This is a genomic window from Peribacillus sp. Bi96, assembly GCF_918698115.1.
Taxonomy (GTDB): Bacteria; Bacillota; Bacilli; order Bacillales; family DSM-1321; genus Peribacillus.
Genome location: NZ_CAKKLV010000004.1, coordinates 177,314 through 199,628, shown reverse-complemented (window position 1 = coordinate 199,628; position 22,315 = coordinate 177,314). Strand labels below are relative to the sequence as shown.

Annotated in this window: 22 protein-coding genes; all 22 read right to left on the bottom strand. The window is 40.2% G+C overall.

Annotated features, from left to right (window positions below):
* Positions 1-14: 14 nt before the first annotated feature.
* Complete coding sequence (locus LQ203_RS07595) at positions 15-1,286, bottom strand: tetratricopeptide repeat protein (RefSeq protein ID WP_230156974.1); 1,272 nt, start codon at positions 1,284-1,286, stop codon at positions 15-17.
* 381 nt (positions 1,287-1,667) lie between these two features.
* Positions 1,668-2,954 carry a 3-phosphoshikimate 1-carboxyvinyltransferase gene (aroA, locus tag LQ203_RS07590; protein WP_230156973.1) on the bottom strand — a complete coding sequence of 429 codons (1,287 nt, stop codon included), beginning with the start codon at positions 2,952-2,954 and terminating at the stop codon, positions 1,668-1,670.
* 24 nt (positions 2,955-2,978) lie between these two features.
* Positions 2,979-4,082, bottom strand: a complete 1,104-nt coding sequence (locus LQ203_RS07585) for a prephenate dehydrogenase (RefSeq protein ID WP_230156972.1) — start codon at positions 4,080-4,082, stop codon at positions 2,979-2,981.
* Positions 4,083-4,128: 46 nt separating this feature from the next.
* Entirely contained in the window at positions 4,129-5,241 is a 1,113-nt protein-coding gene (gene hisC / locus LQ203_RS07580) for a histidinol-phosphate transaminase (protein ID WP_230156971.1), read from the bottom strand.
* Between the two features lie 81 nt (positions 5,242-5,322).
* Positions 5,323-5,691 carry a chorismate mutase gene (gene aroH / locus LQ203_RS07575; RefSeq protein ID WP_230156970.1) on the bottom strand — a complete coding sequence of 123 codons (369 nt, stop codon included), beginning with the start codon at positions 5,689-5,691 and terminating at the stop codon, positions 5,323-5,325.
* 26 nt (positions 5,692-5,717) lie between these two features.
* Positions 5,718-6,797: a 3-dehydroquinate synthase gene (gene aroB / locus LQ203_RS07570; RefSeq protein ID WP_230156969.1), complete on the bottom strand. Its 1,080-nt coding sequence runs from the start codon at positions 6,795-6,797 to the stop codon at positions 5,718-5,720.
* Positions 6,798-6,800: 3 nt separating this feature from the next.
* On the bottom strand, positions 6,801-7,973 hold the full coding sequence (gene aroC / locus LQ203_RS07565; protein ID WP_230156968.1) for a chorismate synthase: 1,173 nt from the start codon (positions 7,971-7,973) through the stop codon (positions 6,801-6,803).
* 259 nt (positions 7,974-8,232) lie between these two features.
* Entirely contained in the window at positions 8,233-9,006 is a 774-nt protein-coding gene (locus LQ203_RS07560; RefSeq protein WP_230156967.1) for a protein-glutamate O-methyltransferase CheR, read from the bottom strand.
* 184 nt (positions 9,007-9,190) lie between these two features.
* Positions 9,191-9,637, bottom strand: a complete 447-nt coding sequence (gene ndk / locus LQ203_RS07555; protein WP_034308008.1) for a nucleoside-diphosphate kinase — start codon at positions 9,635-9,637, stop codon at positions 9,191-9,193.
* Positions 9,638-9,733: 96 nt separating this feature from the next.
* The gene (hepT, locus tag LQ203_RS07550) at positions 9,734-10,696 is read right to left on the bottom strand and encodes a heptaprenyl diphosphate synthase component II (protein WP_230156966.1); all 963 of its coding nucleotides are present in this window, start codon (positions 10,694-10,696) and stop codon (positions 9,734-9,736) included.
* 34 nt (positions 10,697-10,730) lie between these two features.
* On the bottom strand, positions 10,731-11,441 hold the full coding sequence (locus LQ203_RS07545; protein WP_230156965.1) for a demethylmenaquinone methyltransferase: 711 nt from the start codon (positions 11,439-11,441) through the stop codon (positions 10,731-10,733).
* A gap of 3 nt (positions 11,442-11,444) precedes the next feature.
* On the bottom strand, positions 11,445-12,275 hold the full coding sequence (locus LQ203_RS07540; RefSeq protein ID WP_230156964.1) for a heptaprenyl diphosphate synthase component 1: 831 nt from the start codon (positions 12,273-12,275) through the stop codon (positions 11,445-11,447).
* A 247-nt stretch (positions 12,276-12,522) separates the two neighbouring features.
* Entirely contained in the window at positions 12,523-12,771 is a 249-nt protein-coding gene (mtrB, locus tag LQ203_RS07535; protein WP_230156963.1) for a trp RNA-binding attenuation protein MtrB, read from the bottom strand.
* 21 nt (positions 12,772-12,792) lie between these two features.
* The gene (folE, locus tag LQ203_RS07530; RefSeq protein ID WP_034308020.1) at positions 12,793-13,359 is read right to left on the bottom strand and encodes a GTP cyclohydrolase I FolE; all 567 of its coding nucleotides are present in this window, start codon (positions 13,357-13,359) and stop codon (positions 12,793-12,795) included.
* Between the two features lie 309 nt (positions 13,360-13,668).
* Positions 13,669-13,941 (bottom strand): HU family DNA-binding protein, encoded by a 273-nt coding sequence (locus LQ203_RS07525; protein WP_034308023.1) that lies wholly within the window; start codon positions 13,939-13,941, stop codon positions 13,669-13,671.
* Positions 13,942-14,443: 502 nt separating this feature from the next.
* Positions 14,444-15,922, bottom strand: a complete 1,479-nt coding sequence (spoIVA, locus tag LQ203_RS07520; RefSeq protein WP_230156962.1) for a stage IV sporulation protein A — start codon at positions 15,920-15,922, stop codon at positions 14,444-14,446.
* Between the two features lie 231 nt (positions 15,923-16,153).
* On the bottom strand, positions 16,154-16,882 hold the full coding sequence (locus LQ203_RS07515; RefSeq protein ID WP_230156961.1) for a hypothetical protein: 729 nt from the start codon (positions 16,880-16,882) through the stop codon (positions 16,154-16,156).
* A 13-nt stretch (positions 16,883-16,895) separates the two neighbouring features.
* Entirely contained in the window at positions 16,896-17,093 is a 198-nt protein-coding gene (locus tag LQ203_RS07510) for a DUF2768 domain-containing protein (RefSeq protein WP_048681698.1), read from the bottom strand.
* A 473-nt stretch (positions 17,094-17,566) separates the two neighbouring features.
* Positions 17,567-18,937, bottom strand: coding sequence for a putrescine aminotransferase (locus LQ203_RS07505; protein WP_230156960.1), 1,371 nt, complete (start codon positions 18,935-18,937; stop codon positions 17,567-17,569).
* A 300-nt stretch (positions 18,938-19,237) separates the two neighbouring features.
* Positions 19,238-21,343 carry a sigma 54-interacting transcriptional regulator gene (locus LQ203_RS07500; RefSeq protein WP_230156959.1) on the bottom strand — a complete coding sequence of 702 codons (2,106 nt, stop codon included), beginning with the start codon at positions 21,341-21,343 and terminating at the stop codon, positions 19,238-19,240.
* A gap of 205 nt (positions 21,344-21,548) precedes the next feature.
* Positions 21,549-21,785: an amidohydrolase family protein gene (locus LQ203_RS07495; RefSeq protein WP_230156958.1), complete on the bottom strand. Its 237-nt coding sequence runs from the start codon at positions 21,783-21,785 to the stop codon at positions 21,549-21,551.
* 19 nt (positions 21,786-21,804) lie between these two features.
* A complete protein-coding gene (locus LQ203_RS07490; RefSeq protein ID WP_230156957.1) occupies positions 21,805-22,071 on the bottom strand; it encodes a hypothetical protein in 267 nt (88 codons plus the stop codon).
* Positions 22,072-22,315 lie beyond the last annotated feature (244 nt).

Below are 22,315 nucleotides of genomic sequence, written 5' to 3'. Positions count from 1 at the left end.
TTTATTTCGCTTATCTACATTTCATCTGTACTTTCACCTAGCCGCTCTAATATCATCACATACTCATCATTCGCTGGGTTTATCTCAAGCAGCTTATTAAATACTTCTCTAGATGTGGCTCTGTCTCCTTCTTCAATTAAAAAGAAACCATAGTCTTCGAGGAAATCTTGATTGTTCTTGAATGAATTATATGCTTTATGATAGCTGGTTAATGCCTCTTTAAATTGTTCGGTATGTTGATAGGATACAGCGGCAATCCATTCAAATTGCGGATCATCCTCCCCGTATCGCCTGACTTCACCGATACACTCCAACACATCTTCATATCTTTCATGATGCATATACAATTTCAAGAGTGTAAGTGCAGCTTCCAAATATCCAGGATCTATGGCAAGAGCTTCCTTAAATAAATTTTCCGCCTCTTCATCAAGTCCGCTTTTCAAGGCTATTTTTCCACCGAAGAAATAAAGTTCCTTATTGAACTCATCAGCCTTTATACCTTCTTTGACCGTTTTCAAGGCATTTTCCAAATCCTCTAGGTGTTCATAACTCTTTGCCAAATATAAATATAAGGAATGGTATTCATGATCCATTTCTTTCAGTTCAATAAACTTACGTACAGCTGTCTCATAAAGACCTGCCTGGAAAGCTGTAAATGCATACTCAAATAGCGTATTGATTTCAACTCCATCATCTAAGGCCTTTTCAAAGTACGGAAGTGCCTCCTCGAACTTCCCTGAACTGCTTAATGCTTCAGCAAGCCTCTGATTGACATTGACTCCAGCGATTTCTTGTTCCTGTTCCAAAACCTTTATGTAATTTGCAATGGCTTCCTGATCCCTTCCTTGGTGAAAGAACAGTTCACCTAGAGCAAAATCAATGATGATCTCATCTGGCAGTATTTCCTTGGCTTGCAGCAATTTTCTTTCACTGACCTCATCCATCCCCTGTAATTGATAAAGGTCCGCTTCCAAAAGCAAAGCACTTGGATATACTTCATCATCTACACTTACTTTTTCAAGCATTAGCATCGCTTCATCTTCTTGATCCATGTCAATCAGTATTTCAGCCAACGAAACAATCAATTCTCCTTCATCAGGATATAGTTCCAATAGGTGTTCAAAAAGATCCTTTGCCTCCTCCACAAAACCAAGCTGGAGCATTTCCTCGGCCAGCAACAATATGTCCTCGACTGACTCTGATGATTTAATTCGATTTATATGTTTAAGAGCTTCTTTTAATTCCCCTTTTTTTAAATGCTGAATAACTTGTTCCACAGTGTTCATTGCTGATTCCTTCCTTTTGCATGATAGACTTGGTCCCTAGTCATACACTCTCACGCCATATGTCATATTCTCTTCCATCAAGACCAAAATACCCATTTAATCGTGAGGTGCATAGTAAGCAGTATTCATTAGTTTACCATACTGTAGCCCTGTATTCCATTGATGAAGTCCCCTCCCATTCTCATTAAAAAAAGGTTACTAGTTAATTCTCCATGCTACGGTCAATCTCCTTTTTGATCACGGATCACTTTTTCATAATTTTTTAAGAATAAGACACGTATGAACATCAAAATGTTAACGCTTTCAATGTTTTCTGGCAAATTACATGAAAATAAAAAAAGTTTACAGACCTCCTTAATAGGTCTGTAAACTTGAAAATATTTACTGAATCAAATGAGTCAAATGCTCGAAGAATTGTGGATATGAAACATCAATTGCATCAGGGTCACCAAGTTCCACTTCACCATCAGCTATCAAAGCCGCTACAGCGAGCATCATCCCGATACGATGATCTCCATGGCTTGTAACCATGCCTCCGTTCAGGGCTTTCCGTCCATTGATAATTAATCCATCCGCAGTCGGCGTTATATCAGCCCCAAGGATGGAAAGCTCGTTTGCGACCGTATCTATTCGATTGGTCTCTTTCACTTTGAGCTCTGCTGCATCCTTGATTGTCGTTATTCCCTCCGCCTGGGATGCCAGGAGTGCAATAACCGGAATCTCATCGATGAGGCGCGGGATTAGATCTCCACTGATGGTTGTTCCTTTTAAGCGGGAGCTTCTGACTGTAATATCTCCTGTTGGTTCACCTTCGCTCGCCTTCATCTCTATCGAAATATCTGCGCCCATCGATTTCATAACGTCGATGATTCCTGACCTTGTCGAATTAAGGCCGACATTTTTTAAAACGACTTCACTATTTTCCGTGATTGCTGCAGCCACCATGAAGAATGCAGCTGAAGAAATATCCCCTGGCACATGGATCGTGGTTCCTTTGAAGACTTGATTTCCGCTAACTTTAATCGTTTGACCGTCCTTTTCGATTTTCCCGCCAAACTCCTGGATCATTCGTTCTGTATGATCACGGGTCTCTTCCGGTTCAACAATGATCGTTTCCCCTTCAGCTTGTAAACCTGCCAGGATTATCGCTGATTTCACCTGCGCACTTGCCACAGGCAATTCATATCGAAATCCTTGTAACTTGCCACCTCTTATGAAGAGAGGCGTATATTCGGCACCTTTACGACCATCAATGACCGCTCCCATCTCACGAAGAGGGTTCACTACCCGTGACATAGGGCGTTTGGCTATGGATTCGTCACCTTCCAAAACGGCGGAAAAATCTTGTCCGGCCAAAATGCCCATCATTAACCTGATCGTGGTACCAGAGTTTCCGACATCCAGCACTTCTTCCGGTTCCTTCAATCCATGAAAACCTTTGCCCTCAATCCGGACCTGATGTCCTTCTTGTTCAATATGGACTCCAAGTTGCCGAAAACAGGAAATCGTACTTAAACAATCGGCTCCTGGAAGAAAATTAGTGACTGTCGTTTCTCCCTCTGCAAGGGCTCCGAACATTATCGAACGATGGGAGATGGACTTATCTCCTGGTATGGCAATCGAACCACGTAATGATTGAATGTTGGTTTGTAATTTTTTTGTTTTCATACAATCATCCTTCCCCTATTATTATTATGCCAGGATCGTTTCATAATCCGTATGTCTTGAGATACAATCAGCGGCTTTTATGCGATCAACATCCGTTTGGAAACTGATGACCAGCACACCGTATATCTCTTCCCTGGTTTCTATGATCCTAATGTTTGTAATGCTGATACCTTCTTGGGCCAAATATCCGGTGATCTCAGAAATTATTCCGGCATAATCCGGTATATCGATATATAAATCATAAAAGGCTGGGATGGCGCCTTTAGCGTGGGTTGGCAGATCATCCCTGAAAATCTTGGCTTCAGCAAAGAATCGAAGGATTTCTTCACTATCTTCATTTGCCACCAACCCTTTAATATGCTCCATTTCAGCAAGCCAATCATTCATTAATACAAGCAAAACATCCCGGTTATGTAACAAAATGTCACGCCACATTTCCGGACTGCTTGAAGCAATTCTTGTAATATCCCGAAACCCACCAGCTGCAAGCCTTGAAATCAACTTATTTTCCTTACTGTAATTTTCCGCTTGCTTGACCAGACCCGATGCGACAATATGCGGAAAATGACTAATGACTCCCGTCAACTTATCATGTGTAGCAGGAGTGACAACCAAAAAGTTCGCTCTTGTCCCTTTTAACCACTCTTTGAGCTGCTCCACTTTTTCTTCTTCGATCGAATCTCCAGGAGTGAGTAAATAAAATGCATGTTCAAATAAGTGCAATTTGGCTGCCCCTGCACCACTTTTATGGGAACCGGCCATAGGGTGCCCCCCGATGAAGGCCACCCCTTTATCTATCAATGGTTTCGCTGCCTTTACGACTGTATCCTTCGTACTTCCGGCATCCGATATGAGGACATCACTTTTTAAATCCATGTCTGCTAATTGTGCTAATATCTTGACCGTTTCATTGACAGGTACAGCAAGTATGATCAAATCAGCTTCACATGCTCCCGCTTCCAGGGAAGATACCGAATCATCTATGATTCCCAATAGCATCGAAAGCTGAATATTCTTTTCACTTAGGTCCGTACCAACAATCACGGCATCAGGATGTGCATGGCGTACAGCCATGGCCAAGGATCCTCCAATTAGACCTAGACCTATTACAAAAACCTTTCCCTTCACTCTTCTCTCCCCCGCATCTATTATGCCCCTCTAGTTTGATAAAACGTTAGAGCAGCGAATCAGAAGGTGCCTCAACTTCATTCAAGAAAGTTTTGATAGCGTTAATCATTCCTTCATTTTCTTCAGTAGATCCAATCGTCACCCTCAGGCTATTAGGAAACCCGAAAGATTTACCCGACCTTGCAATATATCCACGCTCAAGCAAATATTGGAACACCACATCGGCATCCTGTTTAAAATGGATAAAAATAAAGTTACCTTGCGACGGGTAATAGTCTAAATTTTCCTTACTGCAAAACTCATAGTACTGCTTAAGCCCTTTTTGATTTTCTTCCTTGCATTTTTCAATGAAAGCTTGATCTTCCAAAGCGACGATAGCAATGTTTTGGGCAAAAGTGTTGACATTGAATGGTTCCCGGGATGGATCTAGCTTTTGAATAATATCCTCATCCGCCAATCCGTATCCTACCCGAAAACTCGCAAGTCCATAAATTTTTGAAAACGTACGAAGGATGATCAAATTTTTATATTTATTAATCCATTGATTCGTTTTCGGGTAATCTTCTGCCGTTGCATATTCACAATAGGCTTCATCCAGGACGATAAGCACATCCTCCGGCACCTTTTCGATAAACGATAATAAGTCCTGTTCCGAAATGTATTTCCCTGTAGGATTATTGGGTGTACAAAGCCAAACAACCGCCGTTTTTTCGTCTATGGCATTTGTCATTCCGTCTAGATCATGCGCTCCGTCAATATGAGGAACTTCCCTGATTTCCGCACCCTCCAGCGTAGCATTATGGCGATACTGCGAAAAAGTGCCTGTTGCCATGACCGTATTCTTTCCAGCCCCCAATAGACTCCTGGAAATAATTTGGATATTCTCATCTGATCCATTTCCAAAAATAAGCTGGGTCTCTTTCACACCTGTATGTTTTGCGACAGCTTCTCTTAGCATCGTTGCATATCCATCCGGGTAGATCGCGAAAGAATGTGTTGAATTCCTGACAGACTCTTTGACCTTTTCCGAACAGCCAAAAGGATTTTCATTTGAAGCTAATTTCGTGATTTTTTCAAGACCATACAATTTTTTCACTTCATCTGTGGATTTTCCTGGTTGATAAGACTTCAAGGAAAGGACCGCTTCATTCCACTTCATGTCAATCACCTCTATATTTTTATCACTTTAAAGTAAGAAAGTGTGAGAATAGTGTATCATATTCCTGTATTCATGATCATCTTATATTTTCTTTGTCAAATCTGGTCGTAATGCGATTGCCCCACCTTGATATACATGCTGTATCTCTTTTTGAGATATCGTTGTATTTACATGGATCATAACACGAATGCAAAATGGCAATGAATTGCTCACTGGTATTTCTTTCATGCATGTAACCGGTACATAGGTCCAGCCATCAAATTTCCTCAAGGCTTTGGCAGGAAAGACAGAACGAATCTCATCCGTAGCAGAAAAAAATACTGAAGCAACCATTTCGGGATCAATTTTGTTTAGGTGAATGATTTCTGCCATTAACTTCTCGACAGCGTCAATCACTTCCGTTTCCGTGTCGTTCTCGATTGTTGTTGCACCCCTTATTCCTCTAATCACACATAGTTCCCCCTTCTCTCTGAATTTCATTTCATATCAATCATTTCCTCTAACAGCTCAGAGTCGGCTATGTCCATTAATAGTGGTGACCCCACCTGCTTTAGCAGGACAAAAGTAGCTGCTTCATTGATTGATTTTTTGTCTGTTTTCATTAAATTAAGTAAAGTTGTGTTTTCAAGTCCAGTAGGAATGGTTGTTTGATAACCTAAAGAGGATACCCAATTAATAAACTCCTCAAGTTTAAAATCGAGACCCTCTTTTTTTCTGCTTAATTTAAGAGCATATACCATCCCGATTAATATGGATTCCCCATGCGTAAAGTTTCCATATCCCATTGAACCTTCTACTGCATGTCCAAGCGTATGACCAAAATTCAAAAAGGCTCGAATGCCCATTTCTTTTTCATCTTCTTCGACAATTTCCGCTTTAATGCCAATCCCTTTTGTAATCATTGTCAGGAATTGCTCATCCGTTATATTATTCAAATCCACAATATTCGACTTTAACCATTGATAAAACTCATTATCGGCTATCAAGGAATGTTTAATGACTTCAGCAAAACCTGACCTTAATTCCTGGAGAGGCAGAGTTTGTAAAAATTCAAGATCATATATGACCGCTTCAGGCTGATGAAAGGCCCCAATCATATTTTTCCCTAGAGGGTGATTGATGGCAACCTTTCCGCCCACAGCACTATCATGGGCGAGCAAGGTTGTAGGAACCTGAATGAATGGAATCCCCCTCATAAAAGTTGCCGCAACAAATCCAGCCAAGTCACCGACTGCACCACCACCAAGGGCGATAATCAATGACTTGCGGTTAAGCTGTTGGGATAAGCAATAGCTTTGGCATTCATAAAACACTTCGAATGTTTTAGCATGCTCCCCTTCTGGCACTATATGTTGCAGGACCGGTTTCCCCGTCTTGATCAGAGCGTTTTTTACAGTTTGCAAATGAAGTTCCGCTACTTTCTCATCCGTTATGATCAAAATCTTATTTAGATGATTTAATTCATCCGTTATTAATTCCGGTAATTCATTGATCGCCTTCTGGCCAATTAAAACCGGATATTGCTTGGAAGCCGTTTTTATTTGGATGGATTCCATGATTTAAAACTCCTTTACTTCTTCACGATAGGATCTTATGTAATCCGCTAATTGCTCATATCGATCTGAAGGGAATTGATCAACGATGGCAGCCGCCAGTTCCCATGCAACTACAGCCTCAGCAACTACTGCTGCAGCAGGAACTGCACAACTATCGGAACGTTCGACACTTGCTTCGAATACTTCCTTCGTATCAATATCAACACTTTTCAATGGTTTATATAAAGTAGGGATTGGCTTCATTACACCGCGCACAACGATCGGCATTCCAGTTGTCATACCGCCTTCAAAACCGCCAAGGCGATTGGTTTTCCGGTAATAACCCTGTTCTTCATCCCAAGCAATTTCATCATGGACATCACTGCCGAAACGATGGGCCGCTTCAAATCCAAGTCCTATTTCTACCCCTTTGAATGCATTAATGCTCATTATTGCAGCAGCAACTTTCGCATCAAGTTTACGGTCATAATGCACATAGCTTCCTACACCCACAGGCATTCCTTCTACAATGACCTCAACAATTCCACCGATGGAATCACCTTTTTGTTTCGCTTCATCAATTGCATCCTTCATCTGCTGCTCCACGTTTTTATCAAAACATCGAACTGAAGATTCTTCTGTCACCTGTTGCAATTGCTGAATTGTTTCGTATTTTGGCGGTTCCGCCTTCACTCCACCTATTTCCAAAACATGTGATGCCACTTCTATTCCCAATAACGACAATAACTTTTTAGCGACAGCACCTGCTGCCACTCTTACAGTCGTTTCACGAGCTGAAGAGCGTTCCAATACATTTCTTAAATCACGGTGCCCGTATTTAATCCCACCGTTCAAATCGGCATGACCTGGGCGCGGCCGGGTAATTTTACGTTTGACTTCTTCAGCTTCTTCCTCTGAAAGACCTTCACTTCCCATAATCTTTGTCCAATGCTTCCAGTCGTCGTTCTCAACAACTAAAGCCACCGGTGAACCTAATGTGTAGCCATGTCTGATTCCCGAAGATATAAAAGCCTGATCTTTCTCGATCTGCATTCTTCGACCACGTCCATGCCCTTTTTGCCGGCGTCCTAATTCTTCATTAATATCCTCATTCGTAATCGGCATTCCTGCCGGTAATCCCTCAATAATAGTAGTAAGTTGCGGACCATGTGATTCTCCCGCTGTTAAATATCTCATCTTCCAGCCCCCCTTTTAGCACTTTAAAGTGTATATGTATCAATATACCACAATTTTATGAAATATGGGTATATGTAAAACGCAAAAACCTTATTTTGGACCATATACTGAATATAATCACTATTCATTTTATTTTACATGTTCTCCAGCATTTTCGATATAGTTTATTCTTTTTGATCATGTTCCTACAGGATTTGCTAATCATCGCGCAAACCAAAAAGGGACTGAATGCGCATAATCAGTCCCTTATACAAAGTATTTACTGTTTCTTATAAAAAAATGTATCGATGGTTTCAAATTGATATTTCCCGGGGGTGAATATCTGTTCTGTACTTCCTACAAAAAAAACCCCGCCGCTTTTTAGTGACGTACTGAATTTATCATATAATAAACTTTTTGCTTCTTCAGTGAAATAAATTAATACATTACGGCAAACGACTAAATCGAATCCCTGTTCGAATCGATCAGCAAGAAGATTATGCCGCTTAAATGTCACTCTCTTCTTGATTGCATCATCGACATGATAAAAACCCTCTTCTTTTTTAAAGTATTTCCTTTTCATTTCTTCAGGCACTTCATTTAATGAGCGTTCAGGATAAATTCCCAATTTCGCTCGCGCCAATACATTTTCATCTAAATCCGTCGCCAATATCTCTATTTGGTTAAGTGGAACAAGATTGGATAATATCATGGCAATTGTATATGGTTCCTCACCTGTTGAGCAGGCAGCACTCCAAATTTTCAACTTTTTATTGCTTTCCAATAAGAGTGGAAGAATTTTCCTCTCCAGCACTTCCCATCTTTTCACGTTTCTATAAAATTCAGAAACATTGATGGTCATTCTATCCAAAAACTCATTTAAAACTCCGGGACTGGTTTGAATATCTTTATAGTATTCACTAAATGAATGATAACCTCTTTTTTCATATAGAGATGTCAGTCGCCTTTTCATTTGCCCTTCTTTATATAATGCCAAATCAATGCCTGTCAGCATTTTGATATTACGGATAAACTCTTCATATTCTTGAGGCATTCCAACGACTCCCCTGCACATAATTATTTTAAGTGATTCCATATATATATCGGAGAGAGCTGAAATTTCTTTAAACTATAATGGTGCTTACGACCGCTTCCCTACATAAAAAAGTCCATACAAAAAAAGCGGGTCCATCGCATAAAGACGATGAAGCCCGCTTCTTAAAAAGTGTTTCTATTGATTAATAAACCCACTCGTTAACAAGTTTTGAATACTCAACAAGCTCTTCTTCTTTGAAGAATAAGCCGATTTCACGCACTGCGCTTTCAGCTGAATCAGAACCGTGAATGATGTTTTTGCCAACAGTTACGGCAAAGTCGCCACGAATTGTTGCTGCTGCTGCATCTTTAGGGTTAGTTGCACCCATCATTTGACGTGCAGTAGCGATTACATTTTCACCTTCCCAAACCATTGCGAAAACAGGACCTGAAGTAATGAAGTCCACTAATTCGCCAAAGAAAGGACGCTCTTTGTGCTCGCCGTAATGTTGCTCAGCCAATTCCTGGGAGATGACCATTAATTTTGCTCCTGCAAGAAGGAAGCCTTTCTTTTCAAAACGGGAAACGATTTCACCGATTAAATTGCGTTGAACGCCGTCAGGCTTTACCATTAAAAATGTTCTTTCCATAATTGTCACTCCTATTATGTATCATTGTTATTTGCCTATATAAGGCAATCCTTTTAGAATATTACCATTGTTTGATGAGTTTCGCAACTCCAAGTATTAAAACTTTCTTTTTCCGATATTTTTCGCGATATCGGATAAAGTTTTTCTTGCTTTAATAGCAGGAAGACCCTTCAACTCAATAAAAGCCTTTTCTAAATACATATCACTGATCCTCGCTGCCTGTTCAATGGCACCCGAAGATTTTATCGCATTGATAATATGGTTCATTTCGTCCTTAGGCGTATCTTCCCGAACTGTTTCAATAAGCTTTTTCAACTTTGGATCTTCCATCGCAATCAAAACGGGCAACGTGATATTTCCTTGAATCAAATCACTTCCGGCTGGTTTCCCAAGCTCTTCTTCGGAAGCTGTAAAATCCAATATATCATCGGTGATTTGATAAGACATACCGACATAATATCCGAATTTAAATAGCTTTTGGTGAATTTTCTCATCCACCCCCGCTGAAATGGCCCCCAACTGGCAGCTAGAAGCAATGAGTAATGCCGTTTTTCGTTTGATCCTTCTAAAGTATATCCGCCAATTTTGTTCGAAATTGTATTTATCTTTGATCTGTTCAATTTCCCCAAGACATAGTTCAACCATAGTATCCGCTAGAATTTGATGTGCAAGAGGAGACTCGATCACTGCCATCATTTCCAATGCACGTGCAAAAATGAAGTCGCCTGTATACATGGCGACACGATTATCCCATTTGGATTTGATGGTCGCAGATCCCCTGCGTAAATCCGCATCATCTACAACATCATCATGTACGAGGGAAGCCGTGTGGATCAGTTCCAATGTCGCTGCAACATGCTTTACGATATGAATATCATAATCGCCAAACTTCGCACCTAATAGGACGAATACAGGACGGATCCGCTTTCCACCGGATTGCAGTAAATGCAGGGATGCTTCCCTTAAAACAGTGGAATCCGCTTCAATTGCGGCTTCTAGTTCTTTTTCTATTAATTGCAAATCTGCATTCAAAAATGAATACATCATTTTAAATTTCATACATTCCACCCAGCTTTGTCCATTGCTATTATGCTTATTTTGAAGGCTTGTACCCGAAATGTGTTGCTGCAACACCGCCAAAATGGGCCTTGTAGCTGACATTTTCCATTCCTGCCTGCTTGAACATGTTTTCAAGCTTTTTCATGCCAGGGAAATCGCGGGCCGATTCCTGTAACCATGAATATTCGTTATAGCTTTTTGCGAATAATTTGCCGAACACGGGCATGATGAAGCGGAAATAAAAATAATAGCCCTGTTTAAAGCCAAGCATCGTCGGTTGTGAAGTATCTAGGCAAACGACCATTCCACCCGGCTTGGCGACTCGGTTTAACTCTTTAAGCACTTGCATGTAATCAGGGACATTCCTCAGCCCGAAACCGATCGTGACATAATCAAAGCTATTATCCTCAAAAGGAAGTTCCATTGCATTCCCATGCATTAGGGCAACTTGATCTAAATTGAGTTCATTCACCTTTTGCTCGCCGATTTTCAGCATGTTCTTACTAAAATCCAGACCCACTACACGACCTTTTGGTCCTACTTCATTAGCAAGGGCAATGGTCCAGTCCGCTGTTCCACAGCATACATCAAGTGCATGGGCGCCTTTTGGGACATTCATGATGGCCATTGTAGCCTTACGCCATTTAAGATGCTGTTTAAAGCTGATGAGAGAATTCATCTTGTCATAATTACCGTAGATCTTTTCAAAGACATGATGAACTTTTTGCTCTTTAGACTGCTCCATGATTCACCCTTCTTTCACATATGAATTTGCTATATTCTCTGTTTGTTCCAAGATGATGTTCACTCTTTCCAGAAGATCATCATCCATTTTTACCAATTTTCGCATGGAGTTCTGTACGGATTGCCTGGCATCCATCAGACACTTATCGAATTGGGCCCGTACCCGATCTTCTTTTTCCGAGGTGAGAACTCCCTCACCATTCGAAGCATTAAAAGTCATTTCCCTTAGGACATCAAAAAATATCGATTGGCCCGACCTCAGATAACTCCTCTTCTCTGCATGTAACCGGTTTAAAAGCAGCAAATCTTCCGAGATGTCTCTCCAGGCGGGCTGATCATAGTAATCCGCCAGTTTAAGAATCAGCGAGGCCTCAATCGCTTTTATCGTCATTAAAAGCGTTGGTACATCCTTTATGGACCCTTGCTGATATAGAATGATTTTATTATCATTTATTTGTTTTATGGCGCTTGAGAGTACACGGATCATCTCAACGTTGCCCACACTGGCAAGCACTTGATAGTATAAGCCGCTATAGTAATCACCAGCAAGCACTTGTAATTGGCGATTTTTCAATACCTCTGGTAACTCGATACCTTCACCAGAATTCGATACGGTTTCATGGGTATCCAGAGCTATTTGCACTAACATGGTTGAAATGATGTATTGATTCCGTTTTTCGCTTAAAACGTCCAAATCGTTAAACAATCCCCAAAGCAATATCAGTTTATCTTCGTCTAAGCTTGGTTTTTGTATAAACTTCAGTAAATATGGATGTTGAGCTTTCGTTTCGATTAATCGTTTTAATTGCCTTATGTCGTCCGTTATGTTTAACAATTGAGATCACCCTTGCATCCCCGAAAGATAATTTTTTTCATACATATTGGTTTCTGTCTGTGTAAAATACACATTATTATACCATAAAAACAATCAGATGAAATGGACAACGTTTATAAAATGAAACTCCCAAAAATATGGAAACCATCGTCTTTTGTTTCTTCAAAAAAATGGATGCGGGAAATGTACAGCTTGTTAAACGCGATATCAGATGATTGATTTAAAACTTAAATTATTGAAAAAGCCACTATTTGTCGGAGGGATTCCTTTTCGAATCGCTTTCTATCTCACCGAAAGGCGTGTAAATTTTTGCCTGTCCCCTGATTTTAATCGCCGATGTATGCTCTGTGAATTGTGCGATCATCACTTCTCCTGAGTCAAGTTTTTCGGAGTGGTGAAACTTTGTATCCGTTCCTCTTGTTAATCCAATGACATTCACACTATCCTCAATGGCTTTGATTACGACAAAATCATTCAGAATCTTTTTTTCATTCATTTTTTTCCTGCCCCCATACCCTTAGTCTTTAATGAAAGCCAGCACTTCAGCTCTTGTACGATGATCTTTTGCGAACGTTCCCCTTACAGCTGAGGTAACTGTTTTAGATCCCGGTTTTTTGACACCTCGCATCGTCATGCACATATGTTCAGCCTCCACTACCACCATTACACCATGAGGTTCAAGCTTTTCCATAATGGAGTCAGCCACCGTAGAAGTGATACGTTCTTGAAGCTGCGGACGTTTTGATACGGCCTCAACCGCACGTGCCAACTTGCTTAGGCCCGTTACTTTTCCGTTTTTCGGAATATATGCTACATGCGCTTTTCCGTAAAAAGGGACTAAATGATGTTCACAGACTGAGTAAAACGGGATATCTTTTACTAGTACGAGTTCTTCATGGTCTTCTCCAAATACAGTATCGAAATATTCCTTTGGATCCTGGTTCAGTCCAGAAAAAATTTCTTCATACATTCTAGCTACACGGGCAGGAGTATCAAGCAGTCCTTCCCTCGTTGGATCTTCTCCTACAGCCTCAAGAAGCATTTTAACCGCTTCCTCTAATTTGGCATGATCTACATTAGCCATTTATACGTACCTCCTAAAAATTCAAACATAATATGTATTTAGAAAAAAACTCAAGGCATTACACCCCGATATCCATATTTCCTATTGTTAAAGCAACCCATTACCACCGCAATACGTGCCCTAGAAACGCAGCTTCATCGGAATCGCTTTTTTCGTAATGGTTAATTCCTTATGGTGCAATTACCATTTACACCTTCACTAAAATATTCACTGTCTTTTATATTATCACAGATAGAAATTAAGAAGCAAAAAAAGGGCCGCGTTTGCACGCGGCCCTTTTCGGTTAAGCACCCGTATGTAATGGTAGAATTACTTCACTGCATCTTTCAGTGCTTTACCAGGTTTGAAAGCTGGCACTTTGCTAGCTGCAATTTCGATTTCGTCACCAGTTTGTGGGTTACGACCTTTACGAGCCGCACGTTCACGAACTTCAAAGTTACCAAAACCAATCAATTGGACTTTATCACCGTTTTTTAGAGCTTCTAAAATTGTATCAAAAACAGCATCAACAGCTTTTGTAGCGTCTTTCTTAGAAATTTCAGTTGCTGTAACAACTTCATTAATCAATTCTGTTTTGTTCATGCCATTCACCTCCTCCCAAAAGGATTCTTTATAAAAAATCATTATTACAACACTATAATAGTGATTTGATATTGGTTTCGGTCTTAAAATTTTCATTCCTTAAAAATCGGAAATTACTAAGCCGGATAAATTTCCAAATAATACATCCAGAAATTTAAAAACAGGTTGAAATCGCTGTTATAACGCGTTTTCTGTATGTAGATTATCACAAATCCTATAAGCTTAGCAAGGGAATTCAAAAAATAATGGGAATCTTTTCATTAATAATTGTATATATTATAAATTTTGTCTTTCGCTAATCATCATTTCCCTTTTTTATAGAATTTAAACTTCTTATATCACTGAATATCGCTTAACCACAGGGTTTTTTCAAGATTTTCCTAAAAAACAACCGTTTTTTTCAAAATGTGGACCTCCCAAGGGATACTTTTACTTGGATTCATACGGAATTTGCATGCAAAAAGACCAATCCATAATGGAATTGGTCCAGCTTTTTAACGTTTTATAAGATAATGGCAATCAATCCCCCACTGCCCTCATTAATAATTCTCTCCAGTGTCTCTTTCAATTTGTAACGTGCATTGTCTGGCATCATCGCTAATTTCACCTGTATGCCTTCCCTTACATATGAACTAAGACTTCTGCCAAAAATATCAGAGTTCCAAATGGAAAGTGGATTATCTTCAAAATCCTGCATCAGATACCGGACCAATTCTTCACTTTGCTTTTCCGTCCCAATGATCGGTGAGAATTCAGATTCGACATCGACCTTGATCATATGGATGGAAGGCGCTACCGCTTTTAGCCTGACACCGAACCTGGCGCCTTGTCGGATAATTTCAGGTTCATCAAGACTCATATCATTAAGGGAAGGGGCTGCGACACCATATCCTGTTTGTTTGACCATTCTCAATGCGTCGGCCACCTGATCATACTCAGCTTTGGCATACGCAAAGTCCTGCATCAATGATAATAGATGATCCTTGCCCCGTATCTCCACACCGACAATTTCCTTCAGGATTTCATCATAGAGTTCATCAGGTGCATAAAGGTCGATTTCCGCTACACCCTGCCCCATCTCAATACCTGCAAGTGCGGCACGGTCAATGAACTCGAATTCATTGAAATGACCGACTACACGATCTACGTCCCTCAGACGTTTAATGTCCTTTACAGTCTCTTTAACCGCTTCCTGGTAACTCTCCCTTAACCAATGATCCTCACGCAGAACCATTACCCAGCTCGGGAGATTTACATTGACTTCAAGTACAGGAAATTCATACAAGGCCTCACGCAGGACGCTATAAACATCCGATTCCCTCATTCCTTCAACACTCATGGCCAAGACAGGGATATCATACTTTTCTTGCAAGGACTCCTTTAAGGCTATCGTATTTGGATGGTGAGGCTGAACGGAATTGACAATCATGATAAATGGCTTGCCAACCTCCTTCAATTCTTCAACAACCCTTTCCTCGGCCTCTAAATAATCACTGCGTGGAATTTCTCCTATGGATCCATCAGTCGTAACGACAACACCTAATGTGGAATGATCCTGAATTACTTTGCGTGTACCTATTTCTGCTGCTTCATTGAACGGAATCGGCTCCTCATACCAAGGTGTATGAATCATGCGGGGACCATTTTCATCTTCATACCCTTTAGCCCCAGGTATTGTATAACCGACACAATCGACTAAACGAATGTTCACTTCGAGCCCTTCAGCTACCTGAATCGATGCTGCCTGATTAGGTACGAATTTAGGCTCTGTCGTCATGATGGTTTTTCCAGCTGCACTTTGAGGCAATTCATCTTGTGCCCTTGCACGGTCAGCCTCTGACGGGATATTCGGAATAACGACTAACTCCATGAATTTTTTAATAAATGTGGATTTCCCAGTCCTGACGGCACCGACCACCCCCAAATATATATCGCCGCCGGTCCGTTCTGCTATATCTTTAAAAATATCTACCTTTTCCAAGGTATCCCCTCCCGAATTAGAGTTTTGGGATTTCGTTTATCCATTTGCTTTTATTTAGGACACTATATATCTATGATGTTGTCCTAAAAATTTATTCCAATTATTTCCCTGGTTCAATCCCTTCCTCCACCAGTAATTTTATATAAGGGTTGTTATTTTAAAAGTAAGATGAAATAAAGATAAAGAAATAACCCTTCCCCTACAATATATTTTGTAGAAGAAGGGTTATGCCTATTTTGTAAGAAATATTGGATTATTTGTTTTTTCATCAATCGTATATGGGAGTGAATAGGCAGGCACGAACTCCGAACTCTGTACAAGTAGCTCCCGGATATCTTCACCTGGCTTAATTTTTTCTCCATCATGCTTCTTTAACGCCTCAATTAAATCCGGGGTATAATCGGCAAAAATACTACCTTGTCCATCGACTACAAGATATAAGGCTCTTTGTGAAAATGGACTTGTGACAGTAGGAGCTTCCTTCAGGCCCATTTTTTCATAATCAAGTGTAAAGACATTATCGGATAACTTTTCCTTAAAAGGCGGATATCCGTTGCTTTGTTGATAAGCAGTCAATCTCAACGAAACATCCTGTATTTTTTGTGCCATCCTGACATCCAACAACTTTACAGTCGGATCATTTTCAACATTTACTAGGATATATTGAAAAACGCCTCCTGATTCATAGGCATTATCCGGCGGTTCAGCCATATACCTTGGGGAAATCTTAGAAAATTTAATGACATATTTTTGATAAATGGGTGTCTCTGCATCTTTCGTAACGATGGGCAGAATGCCACCTTCATCTTTCTGAAATTGATTTACTGCACTTTGGACGGATTGTATTTGTTCTTTATAAGGCAGCTGGTTTTGCATTTTTTGCTTCTCTGGATATAAACAGCCAGATAGAGACACAGAGATGCATAATAAACATAATATTTTGAAAAAAGTTTTCATCATTTCTCCTCACCTATCAAGTGGTTGGCCCGCTAAGAACAACGATAAGGATGATCAAGCCGGCTAGAATCATTAGTATGTATGCGATAATTGCTGTCAAGACTCTCCAAAAACCTTTTAACTTATATCGGCTTAAGTAGATAAGAAATATAGAGATAACCATAAAGCCCATAGCTATAAAGGATATCCACATTTTTTGCAGAGCAGGTGTCATATCTTTATCACTCCTTTTTCCAGAAATTATTATAACATACCAAATTACGTTAATGGAATTAAATCATTGTCCATACTGTGTAATTCTCTTCTGCACGACTGATTTTCATGTAAAAAAATCCAAATCCGCATTCATCTGATATGCATCATGTTCAGGACTATGCTACTGGCCATTTGATTGATATTCATTCCTCATCATCCACTTCAATAAAAAAAACGAGCGTAGAGAAGTTCTATCTGCCTGTTAAAACAAAGTTGATTGGAACTAAAGGTACGAGACTCCTGCGGGAATACGCGTCCAAGGGAGACCCTGCAGGCACAAAGGCGCCGAGGGCAGACCGACCGCGGAAAGCGAGTGCCTGGAGGCAACGGTCAAACTTTCTAAAACTTAAAAAAACTGTAGACAAACACGATTTTCACCGAGTTTATCTACAGTCTGAAACATTCCAAAGACTGATTTTCTGCTTATTTGAATTAAGATTGAAGCGTCGGCAGGACCTCTTTAAACGCTTTAATCACTTCATCGACTTCATCCAAATGAATAGTCAATGACGGCTCAATCCTGATTGTTTTCGAATTTATAAGCGTACCTGCCACCAAGATGCCTTTATCAAAGAGGGCTTTTGAAAATTCATAACCCACTTCGTCCTTATGGAACTCAATACCAATCATCAATCCTTGGCCGCGAATCTCCAAAACTTTATCTTTGTGCTCAGCAGCTACTTCCCTTAACCCATTTAAGAAGTATTCACCCACTTCTGCAGCACGCTCCGGTAATTTTTCTTCCAAAAGTACATCTATCGTAGCAATGGCTGCAGCACAAGCGAGTGGATTTCCTCCAAACGTAGTAGTGTGCATGAATGGATTGTCGAACCAGCTTTTAAACACTTTCTCGTTGGCTACAACAGCCCCTGCAGGCATTACTCCGCCGCCAAATGCTTTCGCTAAACAAATAATGTCCGGAACAACGTCATATAACTGGGATGCGAACATTTTACCTGTACGTCCCATTCCTGTTTGAACCTCATCCAATATCAATAACGCATCATATTCGTCACATAGTGCTCGAACCTGCTTTAAATAATCTTGCGGAGGGAGGATGACCCCACCTTCACCTTGGATTGGCTCCAACAGCACAGCAGCAACATCTTCACCGACCAACGCACAACTTTCAAACGTTTTTCTCATCATATCCAAATCACCGAAAGGTACATGACGCACACCTGGCACCAGTGGAATGAACGGTTTTCTGAACATGCCCTTTGCAGTTGCCGATAGGGAACCAAGACTTTTACCATGGAATGATTTTGTCGTGGAAATAATCGTGTATTTGTCACTGTACATTTTAGCCAGCTTAAGCGCAGCCTCCACGCTCTCCGTACCGCTGTTCGTAAAGAATGAGTATTTTAAATCTCCCGGCGTGATATCGGCTAGGATTTTTGCAAGCATGGCCCGCAATGGATCAAGTAAATCCTGGCTATGAAGAGCTTGTCTTTGCAATTGATCGGTTACTGCCTTTACTACTTTAGGGTTACGATGGCCAACATTATAAATACCAAATCCACCTAAACAATCAATATATTTTTTTCCATTAACGTCCGTAAAACAGGAACCTTGATCAGACCACTCCACCGCAGCAAATTGTGTGTCTTTAGTGACCGTCTTCCGATATTCCAAAAACCCTGGGTTTACATGGTTACGGAAATTCTCGACCGTTTCTTTCGTTACCCATTGGGCATCTTCTTTTGAAATTTCTTTTTGTTCGATTAATTGAAGCACTTTTTTAATATAATCTTGGGTTTCTGATTGGTTTGCTTGAGATTTACTTTCTACGTTAATTGACATTTTATACTCTCCCTTTTTATATAACTTTAGTGGATGGTTAATTAAGATTGCTTTAGATTAAACTTTAATGCTTACCTCCCTTTTTTCTTATACTTATATATCTAGCAAGAACCATGCCAAGATAATTAACCAATAAAATCGCATTCCTTTTTAATAAAACCCCCTATAACTATGCAGATTTGAATAGCTTTAGTTTCATTTGCATACTTCACCTTGAAATGTCATGACCCTACTTCCCAATTCCCTCATAAAAAAAAGCCGTTGTACAAGTGAATATCATCACTTGTCAACAGCTTTCAATCAAAATGCATTTTTTTCGATTCTCTTGCTCTGTTCCGCTAAGACTTTTTGATACTTCCTGCTAACGGACGATTGGCTTATCCCCAGTGCCTTTGCCGCTTTGGTCGTAGTTTTATATTGTTTCATGGCAAGCATGATCAATTGCTCCTCGACATGATCCTGCGCTTCCTGAAGAGGAAGGATTCTCGTAATGATTGGTTTCGTGTGTTTAAAGTCATTGCTGACCGGAATGAACCTTTGAATGAAGTCAGCATCTATCGTCTCTTCATCTGCTGAAACAACCAATCTTTCAATCATGTTCTGCAATTCACGAATGTTTCCCGGCCATGTGTAGACTTCCAGTATAGTCAAGGCATCAGGTGAAAAGTGGTAATTCCGCTGATACCGTTCATTCAGTTTTTGCAGAAAATGAAAAGCAAGGGGCGGTATATCCTCCGGCCTTTCCCTTAAAGGGGGTACGTGTATAGGAATGACGTTCAAACGATAGAACAAATCTTCTCTAAACGTCCCCCTCTCGACCATTTTTTCCAGTCTCTTATTCGTGGCAGCGACAATTTGAACATCAATGGGTATTGGTGTAGTACTACCTATTGGAATCACTTCCTGTTCCTGAAGGACACGGAGCAACTTCACTTGCAGATGAATAGGCATATCACCCACTTCATCAAGGAATAAAACACCTTTATTCGCCTGTTGAAAATACCCTATTTTCCCATTTTTATCTGCTCCGGTAAATGAACCCTTCGTATATCCAAACAATTCACTTTCGAGGAGGTTTTCCGGGATTGCCCCGCAATTTATCTTCAGGAAAGGTTGCTTGGATCGCCTACCCATTTTATGAATGGCTTCGGCTATCACTTCTTTACCTACTCCCGACTCCCCGTTGATTAACACGGTAGATGAAAAATGCGCAATTTTCTTGACTTGGCTAATTATCTGCTCCATTTTAGGACTGGCAAAAATCAACTCTTTGTAAAATTGATCTTGTTTTTTGAACGAATCAAGTTCTTTCCTCATTTCATTTAATTCCGATTTCAACTGTGTCGTTTCCGTTATATCCCTTGATGCAATGACAATTCGCTCAATATCCCCTTTTTCATTGAATACTGGGGTTCCGACGGAAAGGACTTTCTTGTTCATTTTCGTATCTTGGACAATCGATACTTTCTTTTTTTGTTCAAGGACTAATCGGGTGACCGAAGAATTAAAAATCCCTTCATCTTCTAATTGCAAGAGATTCTTTCCGATATAATCTTTTAGATCTTTTCCCCAGAATCCGGAAATGATCCTGTCACTATAGCGCAACAGCTCACCCTTTTGATTAACGACCAGAATTTCATCATAGATATTCGCTAAGATGGCATTCAAGTCTTTATTTGAACTTTTTATCAATTCTATTTCCATGGCCATTTCCTCAACCATCGGTAAATCCTGAACGATGATGATCAGGCCTTCCACTTCTTTTGCGTGGTTTAGAATCGGGCTATAATCGACTAGCACACTCATGATATCAGTAATTTCCAGCTGATTAAGGATACTGCCTCCGCTTGCAAACACGCTATGTATATGCTGCTTATTGAAGATGGTCGCGGCAGGTTCATTTAGGACCTGTTCTGAAGGCTTCTTTATCATTTTCAATCCTGATTCATTGAAGTTCACAATATTTTTTTCTTTATCAGCCACAAAAATCCCCATGGGAATGGAAGTTAAAATGACATTTAGCAGGTCTATATTTTGTTTGCTGTCCTGTTTGAATAATTCAGCTAACACATCTTCCCTTTTTACATAGCCGGTAAACTGGCCTTCATCTGTTTTTATCAGTACGATAGGTTCGCCGATAATTTGAAACAGGAGTGGCATGGAAATGTTCGGAGGCAATTTACAGACATTATCAATCGAGCAGGCATACTGTAAAAGCTGATCAACTGTTGTTATTCTTTCATTTAACGGGAGATCATCCACGCGGATATAGGCAAACACTTGATTTTCTTTCACAAGAAAGAAGAAGGGTTCCTTTATCTCATGAATTTTCTGCTCTGAAAATGTTGGCTGATCAATTATGATAGTTATGAATGGTCTAATTTTATCATCCGGAATGGATAACACAATTTCACTCTCCTTTTGTAACCTAGCCTATATTTTAACACAATTCCAAATTGCGAGATAAAAAATAACATGCCACTCTTAATCCTAACCGGCAACCAATATTTACCTATATTTGAACCAAAATAAAAAGGTCCTCTAATGGACCCTTTTGACAAGAATAAAATCTTATAATTGATTGTTTTTCATTACAAAAGGACGTTCACCTTTACATATTTAATTCCCTGCTTAAACCCACTTCCTTAGATGGGAGGCTGGTCTTTAGAACCTCGCCCTCGCTATACTGATAGGTTACCTCCACAGTACCATTACGGCACCATACCTGCTGTCCATCCATAAAGGTTAATTCAACACGCGCTTGAAGGATTTGATCAGCAGGAATTGTAAACAAGTTTTTATCAAGAACGATGATGTCAGCTAATTTCCCACTTTCAATCGTACCCATTTCATGTTCCCTGAAAACACTATACGCTGAACCAAAGGCCGTAAACCCATAAAACCACCAAGAAGAAAGTAACGAAGGTCTTTCCACCAAAGGATGCGATTATTTCATTGGCTGCCGCATCAGGATTACTGAATGTTTCGTATGATGGCCAAACATTATGCGTAGAGTATGATACAGCTATAAACAAAATGCCACCTGTAAACATGATGATATCAACTGCACGGGGAATGGTTTTTACAGGATTAACCGGTTCTTTGGCAAACCTCGTTGCCGAATCAAAGCCCAAGAACGAGAAACATTGAAGCCCCGTTCCTGCAGCGAAATCGACTCGTTTAGATTATAGAAAGACTGAAAGCTCAAAAGAGCTCCCGTTCCTTTCCCATCAGAAATCTCACGGATAGATAAGGCAATGAATATGACTATGAAAAGCAAGGTGGGACAGCATTCGCTTTCGTAGCCATTTTCACCCCAAGCATATTGATAATTGTTAAACTAAGCACCCACGCATAAACCGGTACGGAAGGAAAAGC